Raw genomic sequence first — 17491 nt, 5'->3', positions numbered from 1 at the left:
ATGCTCCAATTTTTGCTTAATTTATTAGTCCAGTGCAAATTCATAAGGAATTTCAAACCAAGTTTCTTGCGGTTCACCATTTTTTAATGCGGGATTAAAGGTGCATAAGCTATAAGCTTTTGAGGCTGCTTTATCTAAACTCTTCACACCGCTGGATTTTTTCACTTTGACTTGTTTGGCTTTTCCATCCGTACCGACCAGTACCGAAATGGTCACTGCACCAAATTCACCATTCATTTGTGCTTCACGCGGCATTTCTGGTTGTTTACAGCCTCCTTGACCTTGCGATGCTCCGCGAGTTACACCCGCAGGTTTAGGTGCAGGGGCAGGTGTCGCTGCTGCCGTAACAGGTGTAGGGGCGGGCACTGGACTTGGTGAAGGCGCTGTGGTAGGTGTCGGTGTGACAGCTTTTACAGGCTGAGTTGGGCTAACGGGCGCTGTTTTTTGTACAGGTTCGATTTTTTCCACTGGCTTTTCGGGTACAGGGGTTTTTACGACCTCTTTAACCATTTTGGGTGGTTCAGGTGGAATTTCTTTGGGTTTTGGTTTTTCGGGTTCAGGTGGTTTATCTTGAATAATCATCAATTCCACAGTGGGTTCTTCGGGCTTATGTATGGTTTTGGATAAACCCGCCATAAGGGCATAGAAAATAATAAGATGCAGAAAGATGACTGCCCCAATACCAATCAGGCGTTTGGCTGAATTGTTTTCTAATGCTGTGAAACTTGTGCCCATGGTTACTCCTGAAATTTGAGACAAACAATAAATCGTTCAAGCATCACTGCTTATGAAAGATGGACCGATTGACGGTATTTGCTGTTTGGCTAAACGAAGGATTAAAAGTTTTGTCCATACTGTATGGCTGGAGGTTCTCAAGACAGTATGGACAGAACATCAATTAGAATTTGTACGTCCCTCGCAGGTAGTAAGCGCGTCCAGTTGGGTCGCTATAGCGTGGGTCATAACCGTATTGGAAGTTATCCATCACATTCGATGCGGCAGGCTCGGCATCAAATAGGTTTTTAATGCCTGCTGTTAGCTCTAGATTTTTAAAGCCTTTATAGGTCCCTGAAACGTTATAGAGGGTGTAGTCACTGACTTTGTGGTAGTCATAAGCATCATCGCCAATGGCATTTTGGTCTTTGTAGCCACGGTAGAATTCTTGCTCAAACATCATCTTCCAGTTTTCATAACTCCAGTTAATGTTGGCAACGTGTTTCCAACGCAGAATTGCAGGGTCATCATAAGTTCCGACTTTGCCTTCCCAAGCACCGCCAGCTTCTTCTTGTTTGTCATATTTGATGATATAGGTGCCATCGATGCCGAAACCAAAACGACCTGTTGCGGTCATTGGCGTTAAATAGTTTAGGGTTAGGTCAATCCCTTCGGTTTTAATCCCACCCATATTCACCAGTGTTGTGTTGACATATTTAATCCGACCTTCAGCATCACGCACAAAACGGTCCGCATATTTAGTTGGATTTGCAAAAATCATAGCATCACTAATGGTGTCGATCAGACCATCAATTTCAATGTTGTAGTAATCGGCCGTGAACACTAAATTCTTGATGGGTTCGAGCACAAAACCCGCAGTATATGAGGTGGATTCTTCTGGTTGTAAATCGGGTGAACCTCCTTGCATACGCTTGAACTGCACATTACATTCAGTTTTATATTGAGCAGGAGTTGCATCTTTACCGCCCGAGCAGAGTACTGGATCATCATATTTTGCTCCAGTGTAGGTTTCGCTCTGTGGTGCATTGATGTCATATAAGCTTGGTGCGCGGAAACCTGTACTATAGGAGGTACGGAACATCAGTTGTTTGAGTGGTTCCCAGCGGAAAGCAATTTTGGGGTTAAAGGTATCGCCAAAGTCACTATAATCATCGTAACGCGCCGCCAGTTGCGCCTCTAAGGTTTTGGTGATTGGAATATGTAACTCACCAAAGAAGGCCGTAATATCACGGTCACCTTGGCTGAGGGGTTTATTCGGGTCGATACCGCTGCCTGGAACTTGGCTCACAATGTCTGAATTAACCTTAGCTTCCCATTCTTGTTTACTGAAACTGCCACCGAGTGCTAGACCAATATCCCCAGCGGGTAAGGTATAAATTGGACGACTCACAGTTAGATCGACTGTAGTGGAATCTAATGAAGCAACATTCGATTCGCCTGTGACCGAAAAAGAATTCCATAAACTTGAGTCTGGACTGGCACCAAAAGGATTGATCAAGCCATCATCTAAAGCGGCTTGTAATTTACTGCGGTTTAAATAACCACTGACAAAACTGTCAGTCGCTTCACTTTTGGCATAGGTCACGCCACCGTTAATGTCCCATCCATAGGCTTCACCCTCAATGCCAACGAAAGCACGGTGCGACTCATTGACAGATTGAGAAACACGGTTGCCTGCTTGGGAGCGTAAATACAGTTGTAATGGCACACCGCTCAAACCATCCACAGATGGTGTAATGCCTTCACCAGGATAATAAGGACTGGTTTTAGGCAGGGTCACGGAACGGCTATAGACATCGGGTGCGATGGAAGTGGTGACTTCATTGTGAGAATAGATATATTCACCAATTGCATTGAAGGTGTCACTAAGTTTGAATGTACCGCGACCCATTGCCGAAATGGTTTCTGTTTCAGGTGCAATACCAATCAGTGCTTGGGTGTTGAGATAACATAGCCCACCATCTGCGACGACATTTGGGGTGTTATTACAGTTACTATTGCCATAAGGATTGCCTAATGTTCCTGTGGTCGGGTCGTAAAAGTTTGCGGGGAAACCATTGGCTGAACTGGCATCAATACCGAGCTCAGGTATTATTCCACCGCGTTTACTGACTTTACGGTCTTTGGCCATAATGTCATTAGAACGACGGTAATCGACCACACCAAAGATGTTAAAACCTTGTTCATCTAAATCGCCGTAGCCACCAAAAATTTGGACGTCTTGTTTATCTCCGCCTGACTGCTCAGGTTGAAGAAAACCACCACTGATGCTGAATCCCTCGTAGCTTTTTTTGGTAATTAAGTTAATGACCCCTGCAATGGCATCGGCACCATACACGGCAGAAGCACCATCACGCAGAATCTCAATCCGTTCAATCATTGCCAATGGAATAATGTTTAGGTTGGTGGTGGAGGTACTAAATGCACTATAGGCCAGACGACGACCATTCAGTAGAACGAGGGTTTTGTCAGTCCCTAAGGCACGAAGGTTGGCCGATGCGCCTTCGGTATTACTTGCACCTACGTTCTGTGAGGTCGAAAAGCCCGCTTGGTTGGCACTGACCTTGGTCAATGCTTCTTCGACGGTGGTAATCCCCTGATTGGTTAAGTCTTCGCCTTTAATAATTGTAATTGGAGAGGTGCTTTGCGCGGCTACCCCTTTAATGGAAGATCCCGTTACTGTGACTTTGGCAACTTTTACGGGTTGTTCTGGTATTTCTGTGTTTTCTGTATCTTCAGCATGAGCTAAAGACAAACACATCATACTTAAACTGAGCGTACTTAATTTAAGAATTGCTTTGCTAACCGACGGCTTGACCGCCACCTTAGCATTTTTGTTCTTTATCATCGTAAAAGTAATCCTTTTTTTGTATTTAGCGAGATTGCTGGCTAGGTTTAAGCAATTCAGATGCCAATTTGTTTTTTAAAAGTTGACTAAAATTTAAATATTTGAAATTTAAATATTTTATAAAAATAAAAAGTGATTTTACTCACAACTTTTATTAGCTATATAAGTAGGCTAAGCAAAAAATAGTGTGTGGGTAAAAATGCGTCAATTTGGAACTAAAAGTCAGGGTGAATTTTTGGTATTTTTAATTTTTGTGTAAAAAATAAACGAAACTTCATATTTTTATTTAAATGATAATTTATTTTCATAAAACGTATAAATAATAAAATATATATAAAACAATATCCTAAATATATTTTTGGTTATAAAAAAATCAATAATGAGCTATTATGAATCATATGTGGGTTTTTTTTGTGCGTTATGTAAGTGTTCGTTATAGGTCTGGTTGTTGTACTTTTTGGTCAATGAGATGTAAAAAATAGTTAGATAAAAATACGATAAATATCTAATAAAAAATAACTTTAAATAATGTGATTTTTTTAAACACTGGCAAGTTTTTCAGGATGGCACGAAATTCGCTTTAGCCTCAAATCATTGTGGATTCATGATTTAAGCAGAGGACGGATGACATAGAATTTGCTTAAATGGAATATGGATAACAATAAACACATCAGTTTAAAAATAATGCATGACGCAGCGCTTAAGCGAGCAGCACAGGAAAGGTAAAAATTGGAAGCCAAAAAATTAAGAATAGCCATTTTAACCCTGTTGATTTCATCGGGCTGTATGGTGCAAGCCAAGGCTGCTGCACAGCCCAACAAGATTTTACACGTGGCGATAGAAGCACCTGATGATGGTTTTGATATGGTCAAAACCTACAATTTTTACAGTGGAAAAATAGCTGAGGTTATTTTTGAACCTTTGCTGAAATACGATTATTTAGCTCGCCCTGTACAGTTGGTGCCGAATACGGTACAGACTTTGCCGCGCATTGAGCAAAATGGCAAGGTTTATACCTTTAAGATTAAGCCAGGAATTTATTTTTCTCCCGATCCTGCGTTTAAGGGGCAGCGTCGTGAACTCAAAGCACAAGATTATATTTACAGCATTCAACGTATTTTAGACCCGAAAAATCGTTCGACTACCTATTCATTCATTGATGGAAAAATTGTAGGCGGCAATCAAGCCAATGCACTGGCCAAGAAAACGGGAAAGTTTAATTACGATGCTCCAATTGCAGGCTTAAAAGCCCTTGATCCCTATACTTTACAAATTACTTTGACCCGTCCTGATTATAATTTTCAATATATTCTGGCGTATGTGACTTTTGGTGCCACAGCACGTGAAGTCGTTGAATATTATGGGGATCGTATTGCACAGCATCCTGTCGGGACTGGACCGTATCAACTGAGTAAGTATGTGCCGCGGAGTAAAATTGAATTGACCGCTAACCCATATTACCGTGGTTTTGTCTGGAATTTCAAATCGACAGGTAGTGCTTGGGATAATCGATTGGTACAAGAAATGTCAGGCAAACAGATGCCGCAAATTGGTAAAGTTGAGGTCAGTATTATTGAAGAAGAACAATCGCGCTGGCTGGCATTTAAAACAGGGCAGCTCGACTTTGACAAATTAACCTCGAATGCTGTGCCGCAAGCACTGGATGGTCAGAAGCTCAAACCTGAATTGGTGAAGCAAGGGATTCAGCACTACCCCAATAAAGACCCCGAAATTACCTACACCATGTTCAATATGAAAGATCCCACTGTTGGTGGGTTTGGTCTAGATAAAATTGCTTTACGTCGTGCAATCACTTTGTCATTTAATCAAGACGAAGCAATTAAACAACTCTATAAGGGACAGGCGGTTCGGTCTGAAATGCTGGTTCCAGACGGTGTGCAGGGCTTCAATCCGAATTATCGCAGTAGCCTTGCCTATAACCCTGTCTTGGCCAATAAACTACTGGATCGTTTTGGCTATAAAAAAGGTGCAGATGGTTATCGGACTTTACCCAATGGCAAAGCACTCACTTTAAAGTTTATGACGGAAAATAGTTCCAGTTCCGTGGTGCAATCTGAACTGTGGAAAAAGAATCTGGATGCAATAGGTATTCGCGTTGATTTTCAGGTCAGTAATTTTGCCGACAACTTAAAAGCCGCAACCCAATGCAAATATATGCTGTGGGGAGGAGCGTGGATTGCTGATTATCCCGAAGGGGAAAATTTTGCTCAGTTGCTGTATGGGCCGAATTCAGCACAGGGCAATTTAAGTTGTTATCAATCCAAAAGTTATGATGCGCTGTATCAGCAAATGTTAGCTTTACCACCACAGCAACGCTTATCGTATTACGAAAAATTAAGCCGTCAAATCGAAGCGGATAATCCATGGATTATTCATAGTAGCCGTATTCGCAACTGGCTGTTGCATTCACAGGTTCAGGGTTTCAAAGCCCATCCAATGATGAATACCAACTGGCAATATTTAGATATACAGCCTGTAAAAAATAAATAAGCTTGGACAAAGAATGAAACAGTTGAATAAAAAAAATCGGTATTGGCTTAAAGAGGTATTGGTCGGTGGCCTTTTAATCTCAAGTTCTATGAGTTTATTGGCACAAAGCCCTGCCGACCCGCACAAAGTTTTACGTTATGTATTCCCTGTCGCTGAAACAGGGTTTGACCCCGCAGGTGTGCATGATTTGTACTCGGCACATGTCAACGGTTCAATTTTTGAAACTTTGTTTACCTACGATTATTTGGCATCGCCTGCAAAGTTGATTCCACGTACCGCAGCTGCTTTACCAGAAGTCAGCGCCGATGGTTTGACCTATACCATTCGTATCCAAAAGGGCATTTATTTTGCCGCAGATCCAGTCTTTAAAGGCAAAAAGCGTGAACTAACTTCGGCAGATTATGTGTATACCTTTAAACGCTTGCTTGATCCGAACTTGCGTTCTCCGAACAGTTGGTTACTGGATGGGCGTATTTTAGGGATGGATGCGGTGCTGAAACAGGCGGCGAAAACAGGCAAGTTTAATTACGATCAACCCGTTGCAGGTTTGCAAACGCCTGACCGATATACTTTGGTGATACGTTTAACTAGTCCTGATCAAAATTTTCCGATGTTGCTGGCACATCAACCTGCGGGTGCTGTGGCACGAGAAGTGATTGAGAAGTATCGAGATAAAGCAGGTTTTGTGATGGGGCACCCTGTCGGGACGGGGCCGTATCTGCTGACTCGCTGGACGCCTGGTTCCCGCATTATTTTGAAAGCCAATCCTGATTTTCGTAGTTTTGTCTGGAACTTTAAGGCTTCTACAGCAGAAGATCAGAAAATTGTCAAAGCCATGCAAGGCAAAAAAATGCCACAAATTGGCGTGATTGATATTCAGGTGATGGAAGAAGGGCAATCACGTTGGTTATCTTTTATTAAAGATGAAATTGATCTGTTTGCTTTGGATGGAGAATTAACCGTTCAAGCTTTGCAAAATGGCAAACTCAAACCTGAGCTGGCAAAAAAAGGCGTACACCTGTCGCGGATTACAGACCCTTCGATTGATTACCATTATTGGAATATGCAAAACCCAGTCGTGGGCGGTATGAGTAAAGACAAAATCGCTTTACGTCGTGCCATGGCGATGGCCTTTTCGGCAGATAACTACATCAATATTTTACAAAAAGGCGATGCACAACGCCTACAAGCTCCCATTCCGAATGGCGTGGTGGGCTATGATCCGAACTATAAAAGCAGTATTCCTTATTCGGTTAAAGCCGCCAATCTACTGTTAGACCGCTATCACTATAAAGTCGGTGCAGATGGTTGGCGCACTTTGCCGAATGGTAAACCTTTGCAAATTAATATGACGATCTCGGGTAATAGTGCGCGGAGTCAACAACAGGCAGAATTTTGGAAGAAAACGCTGGATAGTATCAAAATTAAAATGAGCACCCAGTCCTTACCATTTGCAGAAGCATTGAAGTTAGAAAAGCAATGCAAGACCATGTTTAAAAGTTCAGCTTGGATTGCGGATTATCCAGATGCCGACAACTTTATGCAGTTGTTCTATGGCAAAAATATCAACGTGACCAACAATGCTTGCGTCGAAATTCCTGAATATGACCGTTTGTATGAACAAACTCAAACAATGCCGCCTGGTCCAGAACGAGATGCATTGTATCGGAAAATGTCACGGTTGCTCGAAGTGTATATGCCCGTACAAATTATTGGTGCGCGTTATCGTAATGTCTTGGCTCAGCCCCGCGTGATTGGTTTTAAAAAGCATCCGATTTTGCCTGCGGAATGGATGTACATCGATATTGACATGAAGAAATAGAAATTAAACAAAACTGGAGTAATGATGAATCACCCGATCTTTAAATTGACCACACTCAGTGTTTTGACCTTCGCTGTACAGCAGTTCACTTTTGCAGACTCTTCCACGCGTCAGACCTTGCCGCAATTTCAAGCCCAAGATATTCCTGCCCTGTGTGATGCCAAAATTCAAGACATTCAAAAGCAGTTGAAAAACTTTGAAGCTAAGCCGATGTCGGCACAGAACAATGCCGCATCTGTACTGGCAGAATGGGATCGTATTTTTGCTTCGTTTGAAGATTTTTATGGGCCTATTGGCTTATACAGCAATGTTTCTCCAGATGCGGCACTGCGTAAAGCGGCTGAAGATTGTGAAATCAAGATTAGTCAGTTCCAAACCGATATTTATCAAAATCCGAAACTGTATCAACAAATTAAAAACACTCAAGCCAGTGATGCGATTGATAGCAAGTTTCGGGAAGATTTACTCAATGATTTTGAAAAAACAGGGATTCAGTTAAGTGCCGAAAAGCAAGCACGTTTAAAAGTGATTTTGGCAGAATTAGCAAAGATTGAGCAGGAATATGCACGTAATGTGCGTGATAATCCGCAAAAGCTAGAGTTTACACCTGCCGAATTAAAAGGATTGCCACAAAGCTATATCGATACCTTAAAGAAAAATGACCAAGGCAATTATTTACTCGGTTTTGAATATCCAGAATATCGTCCTTTCATGGAATTGGCAGACAACGATGCTGCTCGTAAGCGTTATCAAATTGCCTATACTCGCCGTGGGGGTGAGCGTAATTTGATCTTGCTGAAACAAGCCATGGACTTGCGTTATGAATTGGCACAATTGTTTGGTAAATCCAGTTATGCGGAGTGGGCGTTACATAAACGTATGGCAGAAACGCTGGAAGCTGTGAACAAGTTTCTCTCAGATGTACATGCGACGGTTGCACCTTTAGAACAAAAAGAAGTGAATACACTGCGCGAGTTTCAAGCGAAAACCTTAAATATCCCCTTAGCGCAAGCCAAAATAGAGCGTTGGAGTGAGGCATATTGGAGTGAAAAGCTGCGTAAAGCTAAGTATCAGATCGACCAAGAAAAAATGCGGGAATATTTCCCAACTCAAGCCGCACAGGACTGGTTATTCGCTATTTCATCCAATCTCTATGGTATTGAATTTAAACCTGCCAAAGTTGATGTCTGGCAAAACGAAGTTGAATATTACGATGTGACCGATCAGAAAACTGGGCAACTCTTAGGCGGATTGTATGTCGATAAATTCCCACGTGAAGGAAAATACGGACATGCTGCTGTATGGGGGGTATATGGGGGTAGCAGCTTAACGGGGCGTAAACCGATTTCAGCCTTGGTCACCAACTTTAACCGCAAAGGCTTAAATAGTGATGAACTGGAAACCTTTGTGCATGAGTTCGGACATGCCTTGCATGGCATTTTGTCGACTACTCGCTATTCAGCCCAATCAGGCACATCGGTAGAACGTGATTTTGTTGAAGCCCCTTCGCAAATGTATGAGGAGTGGGCGAGACGCAAAGAAACATTGTCGAAAGTGGCAGATTATTGTCAACCTGCATGTCCACGAGTTGACGATAAGTTGATTGCCAAACTGAATGCAGTACACAGTTATGGTCGTGGCCTGCATTATGCCCGTCAAACTTTGTACGCCCAATATGATATGGCACTACATGGCAGTAATGCTTTGAAGGTACAGCCCTTAGATGTCTGGAAGAAAATGGAAGGCTCAACCGCATTCGGCTATGTACCCAACACGGAATTTCCTGGGCAGTTTGGGCACATCATGGGCGGCTATCAAGTGGGGTATTACGGCTATATGTGGTCTGAAGTGCTTGCTTTAGACATGCTTTCTGCTTTTGGCAAGAATTTGAATAATCCAGAAGTGGGGCAACGTTATCGCCAAACCATCTTATCTCAAGGCGGCCAGAAACCTGCGGAAGACTTGGTGAAAGATTTCTTGGGTCGCAAACCCGACAACAAAGCCTTTTTCGATGAAATTACTGGCCAACGGGTTAAATAGGGGACATCGAGATGCTGGCATATATTATACGTCGCCTATGGCAAATGATTCCGACCATGCTCGGAGTTGTATTGCTAATTTTCTTTCTGTTTAACTGGGTGGGCGGAGATCCTGCTTATATTCTGGCAGGCAAAATGTCCAATCCAGAACAGATTGAAAATATTCGTCAACAGTTGGGCGTCGATCAACCCTACTATGTACAGTTGTGGATTTTCATCAAACAGATTTTGACCTTTGATTATGGTCTGAGCTGGAGTACGGGGGAGTCTGTTTCACAAATTATCACCACGCGTTTAGGTCCGTCACTGACCTTACTCATTCCGCTCACGATTTTACAAACTGTGATCTCGATTATTTTGGCATTGGCGGTTTCTGCGGTGCGCGGCACGCTAACGGATCGTATGGTCATGATGATGTGTACGATTGGCATGTCGATCAGTATTTTGGTGTATATCATTGTTTTTCAGTATGTATTTGCTTATCAACTCAGTTGGTTCCCCGTGCAAGGTTGGAGTGATCGTTTTAGTGAAAACCTCATTAAATACGCCTTACTGCCGATTTTAATCATGCTGGTGGTCAGTATTGCACCGACCTTAAGACTCTACCGTAGTTTTGTCCTTGATGAAGTGAATCAGGATTATGTGCGCACAGCACGTGCCAAAGGGGTCGGAGAGCGTCGTATTCTTGGCGTGCATGTACTGCGGAATGCCTCTATCCCGATTATTACCGATGTTATGGCGACCTTACCTGCATTGTTGATTGGGGCATTTTTGATTGAGCGTTTTTTTGGTATTCCCGGCATTGGGCGGGAAGTCATTATTGCAGTCGAACGCAGTGATTTCCCTGTGATTAAAGCCATCACGGTTTATGTAGCAGCAGCTACCATGATTTTTAACCTGATTGCCGATCTGGTGTATAAGCTAGTCGATCCTCGCGTACAGTTGAAGTAGGTGAACTATGTTAAGTGTGATATTTAAAAGAAAAGCACTGGATAGAGCAGAAACCACTTCTTCTGGACTTTGGCAACTGGCGATGCACCGTTTAAAGGCAGATCGTATCGCCATGATCTCATTGTTTGTGGTGCTGTGTTATTTCGTGATGTTACTGCTGTCCATGACAGGAATGATTGCCTCCAACTGGAATAAAGAAGTCGCTGTTAGCTATGCGCCACCCACCTTTATGGGCGCAGATGCTGTCCGTGATACAACCGAAAAAGTCGCTACTCAATCACAGGCTTTGCCTGAAAATCCTGCTGATCCTTTAAAAGATGTGATTCGTGAACTCAATACTGAAATTGCCAAAGAGCAAAGTACTGGTGGCGCGATAGATTATTACGGCGTGGTTGATCCCTTAGCAGAGGACATGAAAGCGATCGATCAGCAATTGGATGGGCATTTGCTCGATCAACAGGCTGAATTAAAACAAACTCTTCCTTTTGGTGCGGACAAATGGGGGCAGGATGTCTTACAAAAAACCATTAAAGGTGCAGAAACATCCATTATTGTCGGGGTTGTGGCTGCGTTATTGGCAGTGCTGATTGGGACGGTACTTGGGGCAATTTCAGGTTATTTTGGTGGCTGGGTCGATGATGTCTTGAACTGGTTTTATAACATCTTCACTTCTATTCCTTATCTGTTACTGATTTTAGCCATTGCAGCGGTACTACAGCAAAAAGGGATTGTCTCGATAGTATTGATTCTGGGTTTAACAGGTTGGACGGGTGTTTATCGTTTAATTCGTGCTGAGTATATGAAACATACCTCGCGTGAATATGTACTGGCTGCCAAAGCCATTGGGGTCAGTCATTTTAGACGTATGTTTGTCCATATTTTCCCGAATGTTAGTCATATTGCTTTGGTGCAAATCTCGATTCTTGTGGTGGCATTTATTAAGTCCGAAGTCATTCTCAGCTTCTTGGGTTTTGGGGTGCCTGTGGGCGTTGTGTCATGGGGCAGTATGCTGAATGAGGCCCAAAGTGAATTGATTTTAGGTAAATGGTGGCAACTGGCGGCAGCTTCGGTTGCGATGGCTGTTTTGGTCACGGCATTTTCCATGTTTACCGATGCATTACGTGATGCACTGGACCCAAAACTAAAATAAGAGGTGTATGAACATGATTGAATCAAAACAAAACTCAATCTTATTAAAAGTTGAAAACCTTAAAGTCAGTTTTAAGGGGGAAAATAAACAGTACACCGAAATGGTGAAGGGAATATCATTTGAAATTCCAGCGCATACCACAGTTGCTTTAGTGGGTGAGTCGGGCAGTGGTAAATCGGTAACATCTCTCGCGACAATGGGTTTATTGCCCCCAGAGCAAAGCCGTATTTCGGCAGAAAGTAAAATTGTGTTTGAAGGCGTGAATTTACTGACCTTATCACGTGCAGAGATGCGAAAAATTTGTGGCAAAGACATCGCCATGATTTTTCAGGAACCGATGTCTTCGCTGAATCCTGTATTTACTGTGGGCGATCAAATTGCAGAAGTACTCAAACTACATTTGGCAATGGGACGTAAGCAAGCCAGAGCACGTGCTTTGGAGTTGCTGAAAGAAGTGGGTATTCCTTCTCCTGAAACCAAAATAGATGCTTATCCCAGTCAACTTTCGGGGGGGCAGCAACAACGTGTGATGATTGCGATGGCAATTGCCTGTGAACCGAAGTTGTTGATTGCGGATGAACCCACCACAGCACTCGATGTGACCATTCAAAAGCAAATTTTAGATTTATTACAAGACTTACAGCAACGCCGTAATATGTCGATGCTGTTTATTACCCATGACTTGGCATTGGTGGGTGAAATTGCCGATCAAGTGATTGTAATGCGACATGGGGAAATTCGTGAGCAAGGCGCAGTAAAATCAGTCTTGGAGCAGCCACAAGATATTTATACTCGTGCTTTACTACAATGTCGTCCGCAACTGTCACAACGCCCGTTCCGCTTGCCGATGATCAGTGACTTTATGCAGCAACAAGGTCAGGATTGGATAGAAAAAGTGGTGACTGAAAAGCCTCCTGTACAGCGACAACGGGGCTTAAAGGGCAATGAAGAAATCATTCTGGATGTTCGAGACTTAAAAAAATCATTTTATAGTCGAAAAGGGTTGTTTGGAAAAGATGAGTTTCAAGCCGTCAAAGGTGTTTCGTTTCAATTGGCGAAAGGCAAAACTTTAGGCTTGGTGGGTGAGTCAGGTTCAGGTAAAACTACCATTGGGCTATTACTTATGCGGTTGCAACAAGCAACAGGTGGAACGGCTCGAATTTATGGTCAAGATATCTTGGCAATGTCAGACAAGCAGTTTGCTCAGTTTCAACGTAAAATCCAGATCATTTTCCAAAATCCTTATGCATCGCTCAACCCGCGCTTTACGGTAGGACAAATTCTACTGGAGCCGATGCAGGTGCATGGCATTGGCACCAATGATGCTGAGCGCAAAAAAATCGCCTTGGATCTGCTGGAGCGAGTCAGTTTGCCCGCATCGGCATATCATCGTTATCCACATGAGTTTTCGGGTGGACAGCGACAGCGCATTGCGATTGCACGCTGCCTAACCTTAAAGCCTGAAATTTTGATCTGTGATGAATCGGTGTCGGCATTGGATGTTTCTGTACAAGCACAGGTCTTGAATTTGCTGCAAGATTTACAGGATGAATTTGGCTTGAGTTATATTTTTATCTCACATGATTTGTCAGTGGTAAAATATATTTCTGATCAAATCATGGTCATGAATCATGGGGATATCGTCGAAATTGCCAATTCAGATGATTTGTATCAGTCGCCACAACATGAATATACTCAACGCTTGCTCAGTGCTATACCCAAGGGTGTTTAATCAATCACTGAGTTTGGATAACTAAAACGCTCACTAGATTGGGCGTTTTTTATGGGCGATTGGGAGATTCTTCGTGCACCATAACTGAAAGCGGTCTTATTACACTGCATACATCACCTATAAAAAGAGCCACTCGAAAGTGGCTCAAATTTTAACTTGAATGATTAAAACTTTTTAAAGCCTTTGTTTACGCCAAATGGCTTACGTGGAGCTTGTTCATCACGAGTATCACGTTGGCCATATGAACCTTTGTTGCCAAAGTTTTCTGGGCGGCTATCACGTTGTGCATAACCAGAGTTTTGGCGTGGTTCACGTTGAGCATAACCTGTTTGTGCATTGTCCTGACGGCGGTGAGTATGACCATTTGGGTTTTCACGACGTTCACGGTTGAATGCTGGCTTTGCTTGTTGGCCTTCATCTTCATTGTCACGACGTTGCTGACGTAAGAAACCGCCACGACGTGCTGCCATTGGTTTTTCTTGCATACGTTCAGTACGGCGTTTTGCCATACCGAATAGACCTGTACCTTGGCGTGGCTTAAGTTCAACTGATTTAGTTAAATTGTCGATGTCAGCTCTATCGAGTTCCATCCAACGGCCTGTACGTAATTCACGTGGTAAAATGACAGTGCCATAACGAGTACGTAATAGACGGCTAACTTTCAAGCCTTGAGATTCAAAAATACGACGAACTTCACGGTTACGCCCTTCTTTCACCACCACTTGATACCAACGGTTAATCCCGTCACCACCAATTTCAGAGAATGATTCAAATTTTGCAGGGCCATCGTCTAACACCACGCCACGCAGCATGTTGTTACGGATTTGTGGAGTAACTTCGCCCATAACACGTACAGCGTATTCACGCTCAATTTCATTCGATGGGTGCATTAAGCGGTTTGCAAGTTCACCATCATTTGTGAACAGCAACAAGCCTGTAGAGTTAATATCTAGACGACCCACCATAACCCAACGATCATTGGTAATGCTAGGCAATTTATCAAATACGGTTGGGCGTTGTTCAGGGTCGTTACGTGAACAAATTTCACCTTCTGGCTTGTAGTAAATCAGAACACGACGACGAATTTCATCTTCAATTTGGAACTGCACTTTACGACCATCGATGCGAAGCTCATCGCCTGGCTCAATACGTTCGCCCACTTGAGCAACACGACCGTTGACACTCACACGACCAGCAGCAATGACCTCTTCCATATAACGGCGAGAGCCGAGACCAACTCGTGCGAGTACCTTTTGCAATTTTTCACTCATGACAGCATAACCTTAGAAATTATCATCAACAGTTCACCTATTTACGACTTCGGTGCTTGCGCATCGAGAGCCATAAAAGCTTCCTTGGCATCCTGTAGGGGAGGCAATTGACCAATCGATGTTAGGCCAAATGCATTTAAAAACTGTGGCGTTGTAACCAACAACGCGGGTCTTCCTGGGAGTTCCCTAAAACCAGATTCTTTAATCCAGTTCCAGTCAAATAGGGTTCTTAATATTTGACTATTATTAGAAACTCCACGAATTTGTTCAATGTCCGCACGAGTCACGGGTTGGTGGTAAGCCACCACCGCCAAGATTTCGAGCAGAGAAGGCGACAAGCGGGTTGGACGCTCAGGCCAAGTTTGACTAATAATTTGACGATACTTGGCGCGTACTTGAAAGCGGAAACCTTGTGCAGTTTCTACCAACTCAATAGAGCGACCATGTTGTAAGACCATTAATTGTTGTATCAGTTGACGAAGTTCAGACTTGGAGTATTGATCTTGAAAGGCTTCTTTTAGACGTGCCAAAGAAACTGGTGCATCACTCGCAAAAATAATAGCTTCCAGTTGCATCAACACTTCATGTTGAATTTCGGATTGAGAAAATAGATCAGCTTCACTCATACGTGTGCTCCTTGGACACTAAGAGGCGCCTCTATGCCTGAACCCACAATTTGAATACGTTGTTGACGGGTCAGTTCCAGTACAGCCATAAACGTCACAACCACACCCATACGCCCCTGACTAGGTTTGAGTAGTTCAATAAAATCGAGAACTTCACCTGCTTGCAGCTTTTCTTCAATAAATGCAATTCGCTCTTCAAGCAATACGGGTTCTTGCTCAATTTTGTGGGTTACTGGTTCTGGGCGGTTAAACACGCAAAACAAAGCATCATGCAAAAGATTGACGGAAAAGCCTTCATGACGGACTGCGACATCGCCCAGACTCACATTCGTCTCGAATGTATCACGCTCAAGCACGCTCATTTGCCCCAAGCGTTCAGCTGCTTGTTTGACACGAAGATAAGTTTCTAAGCGATCAATCAACGCTTGTTTTGGGTCTTTTTCAACAGCAATACTGGTGGGTTTCGGGAGCAACAAGCGAGATTTTAAATCTGCCAATAAAGCGGCCATCACCATATAGTCAGCAGTCAGCTCAATATTTAATGACTTCATGGCATCCATATAAGAAAGATATTGGGCTGCAATGGGTGCAATGTCTAACTGTAATAAGTCGAAGCCATTTTTTTGAATCAGGTAAATTAAAAAGTCGAGTGGTCCTTCGAAATGCTCCAAGAGAATTTCAAATGCGGCAGGAGGAATATATAAATCCTCAGGGATGGAGTCTTGCCATTCATCCAGAACACGGATGTGCGGCGTTTCTTCCATAGCATTATGGACGGATTGATTCATTACAGTTATTGGCCACGCGAATTTTCAAAGGCATGATTATGTGCTTTTTGAATCAGTACTTAGGGGAGAAAGTAGAGGTGATTAAAAAATACATAATTTTAATAGGCCTTAGTGTAATGCATATTCGGTGATGAATACATTACTTGACCAATCAAATAACAAAAAAAGCGGTAAATAAATACTGAGTATTTATTTTTGTGATGAACGTCAAGGCTATCTTTTATTCGCATTGATGAGAGCAAGCTTATGAAAGAACAATAAAATAAGATAATTAGGCTTAAAACAGAATCACTCGATCAAGGGGAGAGCCTTGAGTTGAGACTCGCCACCTGATGGTTCAACTTATTCAAAAGCGCTGACATCGCCTACGCCTTTACGAATGACAACAGGACTGTCTCCAGATAAATCCACAATACTGGTGGTGCTTAAGGTACCTAAGCCGCTATCAATAAATACATCAATGCGTTTTTCCAGTTGCATCTCAATTTCATAGGGATCATCGAGTGGGTCAGCACTCCCAGGTAAGATTAAGGTACTGGTGAGTAGAGGTTCACCTAATTCTTTCAGTAGCATCTGACAAATTGGGTTGCTTGGAATGCGCAGACCAATGGTTTTCTTTTTGGGGTGCATCAAGCGTTTAGGTACTTCGCTGGTGGCTGGTAAAATGAAAGTGGTCACAGCAGGGGTATTATTTTTGAGTAAACGATACATGGCATTATCGACTTTGGCATAGGTAGCAATGTCGGATAAATCTGAACAAATAATCGCGTACTGATGCTTTGGCCCTAAGCCACGAATCTGTGAAATTCGTTCCATTGCATTCTTATTTCCGATCTGGCATCCAATCGCATAAGCAGCATCCGTTGGATAAACCACCACATCACCCGCGCGAATACGTTCCACTGCCTGACTGATTAAGCGCGGTTGTGGATTATCAGGATGTATTCTTAAGTGCAACATATTTTTCTCCTGATTTTTTAGATATTATCTGCTGAAATTACAACATGTTGTCATGTAA

At 42.9% G+C, this 17491-nt stretch carries 12 protein-coding genes; 6 read left to right on the top strand and 6 right to left on the bottom strand.

Going from position 1 to position 17491, the window contains the following annotated elements; genetic code table 11:
- Positions 1 to 24 precede the first annotated feature (24 nt).
- A complete protein-coding gene (locus tag I593_RS02855) occupies positions 25 to 735 on the bottom strand; it encodes an energy transducer TonB (protein ID WP_016166073.1) in 711 nt (236 codons plus the stop codon).
- Between the two features lie 163 nt (positions 736 to 898).
- Entirely contained in the window at positions 899 to 3583 is a 2685-nt protein-coding gene (locus I593_RS02850; RefSeq protein WP_016166072.1) for a TonB-dependent receptor, read from the bottom strand.
- A 786-nt stretch (positions 3584 to 4369) separates the two neighbouring features.
- Here I593_RS02850 and I593_RS02845 point away from each other — a divergent pair.
- Genes I593_RS02845 through I593_RS02820 form a run of 6 tightly spaced genes read left to right on the top strand, consistent with a single transcriptional unit; the run spans position 4370 to position 13788 of the window.
- Positions 4370 to 6094, top strand: a complete 1725-nt coding sequence (locus tag I593_RS02845) for an ABC transporter substrate-binding protein (protein WP_081401216.1) — start codon at positions 4370 to 4372, stop codon at positions 6092 to 6094.
- Positions 6095 to 6107: 13 nt separating this feature from the next.
- Positions 6108 to 7916: an ABC transporter substrate-binding protein gene (locus tag I593_RS02840; RefSeq protein WP_016166070.1), complete on the top strand. Its 1809-nt coding sequence runs from the start codon at positions 6108 to 6110 to the stop codon at positions 7914 to 7916.
- A 24-nt stretch (positions 7917 to 7940) separates the two neighbouring features.
- On the top strand, positions 7941 to 9956 hold the full coding sequence (locus I593_RS02835; protein WP_016166069.1) for a M3 family metallopeptidase: 2016 nt from the start codon (positions 7941 to 7943) through the stop codon (positions 9954 to 9956).
- Positions 9957 to 9967: 11 nt separating this feature from the next.
- The gene (locus I593_RS02830; RefSeq protein WP_016166068.1) at positions 9968 to 10906 is read left to right on the top strand and encodes an ABC transporter permease; all 939 of its coding nucleotides are present in this window, start codon (positions 9968 to 9970) and stop codon (positions 10904 to 10906) included.
- A gap of 7 nt (positions 10907 to 10913) precedes the next feature.
- Positions 10914 to 12056, top strand: a complete 1143-nt coding sequence (locus tag I593_RS02825; protein ID WP_016166067.1) for an ABC transporter permease — start codon at positions 10914 to 10916, stop codon at positions 12054 to 12056.
- A 13-nt stretch (positions 12057 to 12069) separates the two neighbouring features.
- Positions 12070 to 13788, top strand: coding sequence for an ABC transporter ATP-binding protein (locus I593_RS02820; RefSeq protein ID WP_016166066.1), 1719 nt, complete (start codon positions 12070 to 12072; stop codon positions 13786 to 13788).
- 164 nt (positions 13789 to 13952) lie between these two features.
- Here I593_RS02820 and rluB read toward each other — a convergent pair whose 3' ends face one another.
- The 4 genes from rluB to I593_RS02800 all read right to left on the bottom strand — a co-directional run bounded on the left by rluB (position 13953) and on the right by I593_RS02800 (position 17433).
- Positions 13953 to 15059 carry a 23S rRNA pseudouridine(2605) synthase RluB gene (gene rluB, locus I593_RS02815; protein WP_016166065.1) on the bottom strand — a complete coding sequence of 369 codons (1107 nt, stop codon included), beginning with the start codon at positions 15057 to 15059 and terminating at the stop codon, positions 13953 to 13955.
- Positions 15060 to 15100: 41 nt separating this feature from the next.
- Complete coding sequence (scpB, locus tag I593_RS02810; RefSeq protein WP_016166064.1) at positions 15101 to 15685, bottom strand: SMC-Scp complex subunit ScpB; 585 nt, start codon at positions 15683 to 15685, stop codon at positions 15101 to 15103.
- Positions 15682 to 16473, bottom strand: a complete 792-nt coding sequence (locus I593_RS02805) for a segregation and condensation protein A (RefSeq protein WP_016166063.1) — start codon at positions 16471 to 16473, stop codon at positions 15682 to 15684. The genes scpB and I593_RS02805 overlap by 4 nt, the downstream gene beginning before the upstream one ends.
- 342 nt (positions 16474 to 16815) lie before the next feature.
- A complete protein-coding gene (locus I593_RS02800) occupies positions 16816 to 17433 on the bottom strand; it encodes an L-threonylcarbamoyladenylate synthase (protein WP_016166062.1) in 618 nt (205 codons plus the stop codon).
- Positions 17434 to 17491 lie beyond the last annotated feature (58 nt).

It is taken from the genome of Acinetobacter tandoii DSM 14970 = CIP 107469 (assembly GCF_000400735.1).
Classification (GTDB): domain Bacteria; phylum Pseudomonadota; class Gammaproteobacteria; order Pseudomonadales; family Moraxellaceae; genus Acinetobacter; species Acinetobacter tandoii.
This window is presented reverse-complemented; position numbering and strand designations above follow the sequence as displayed.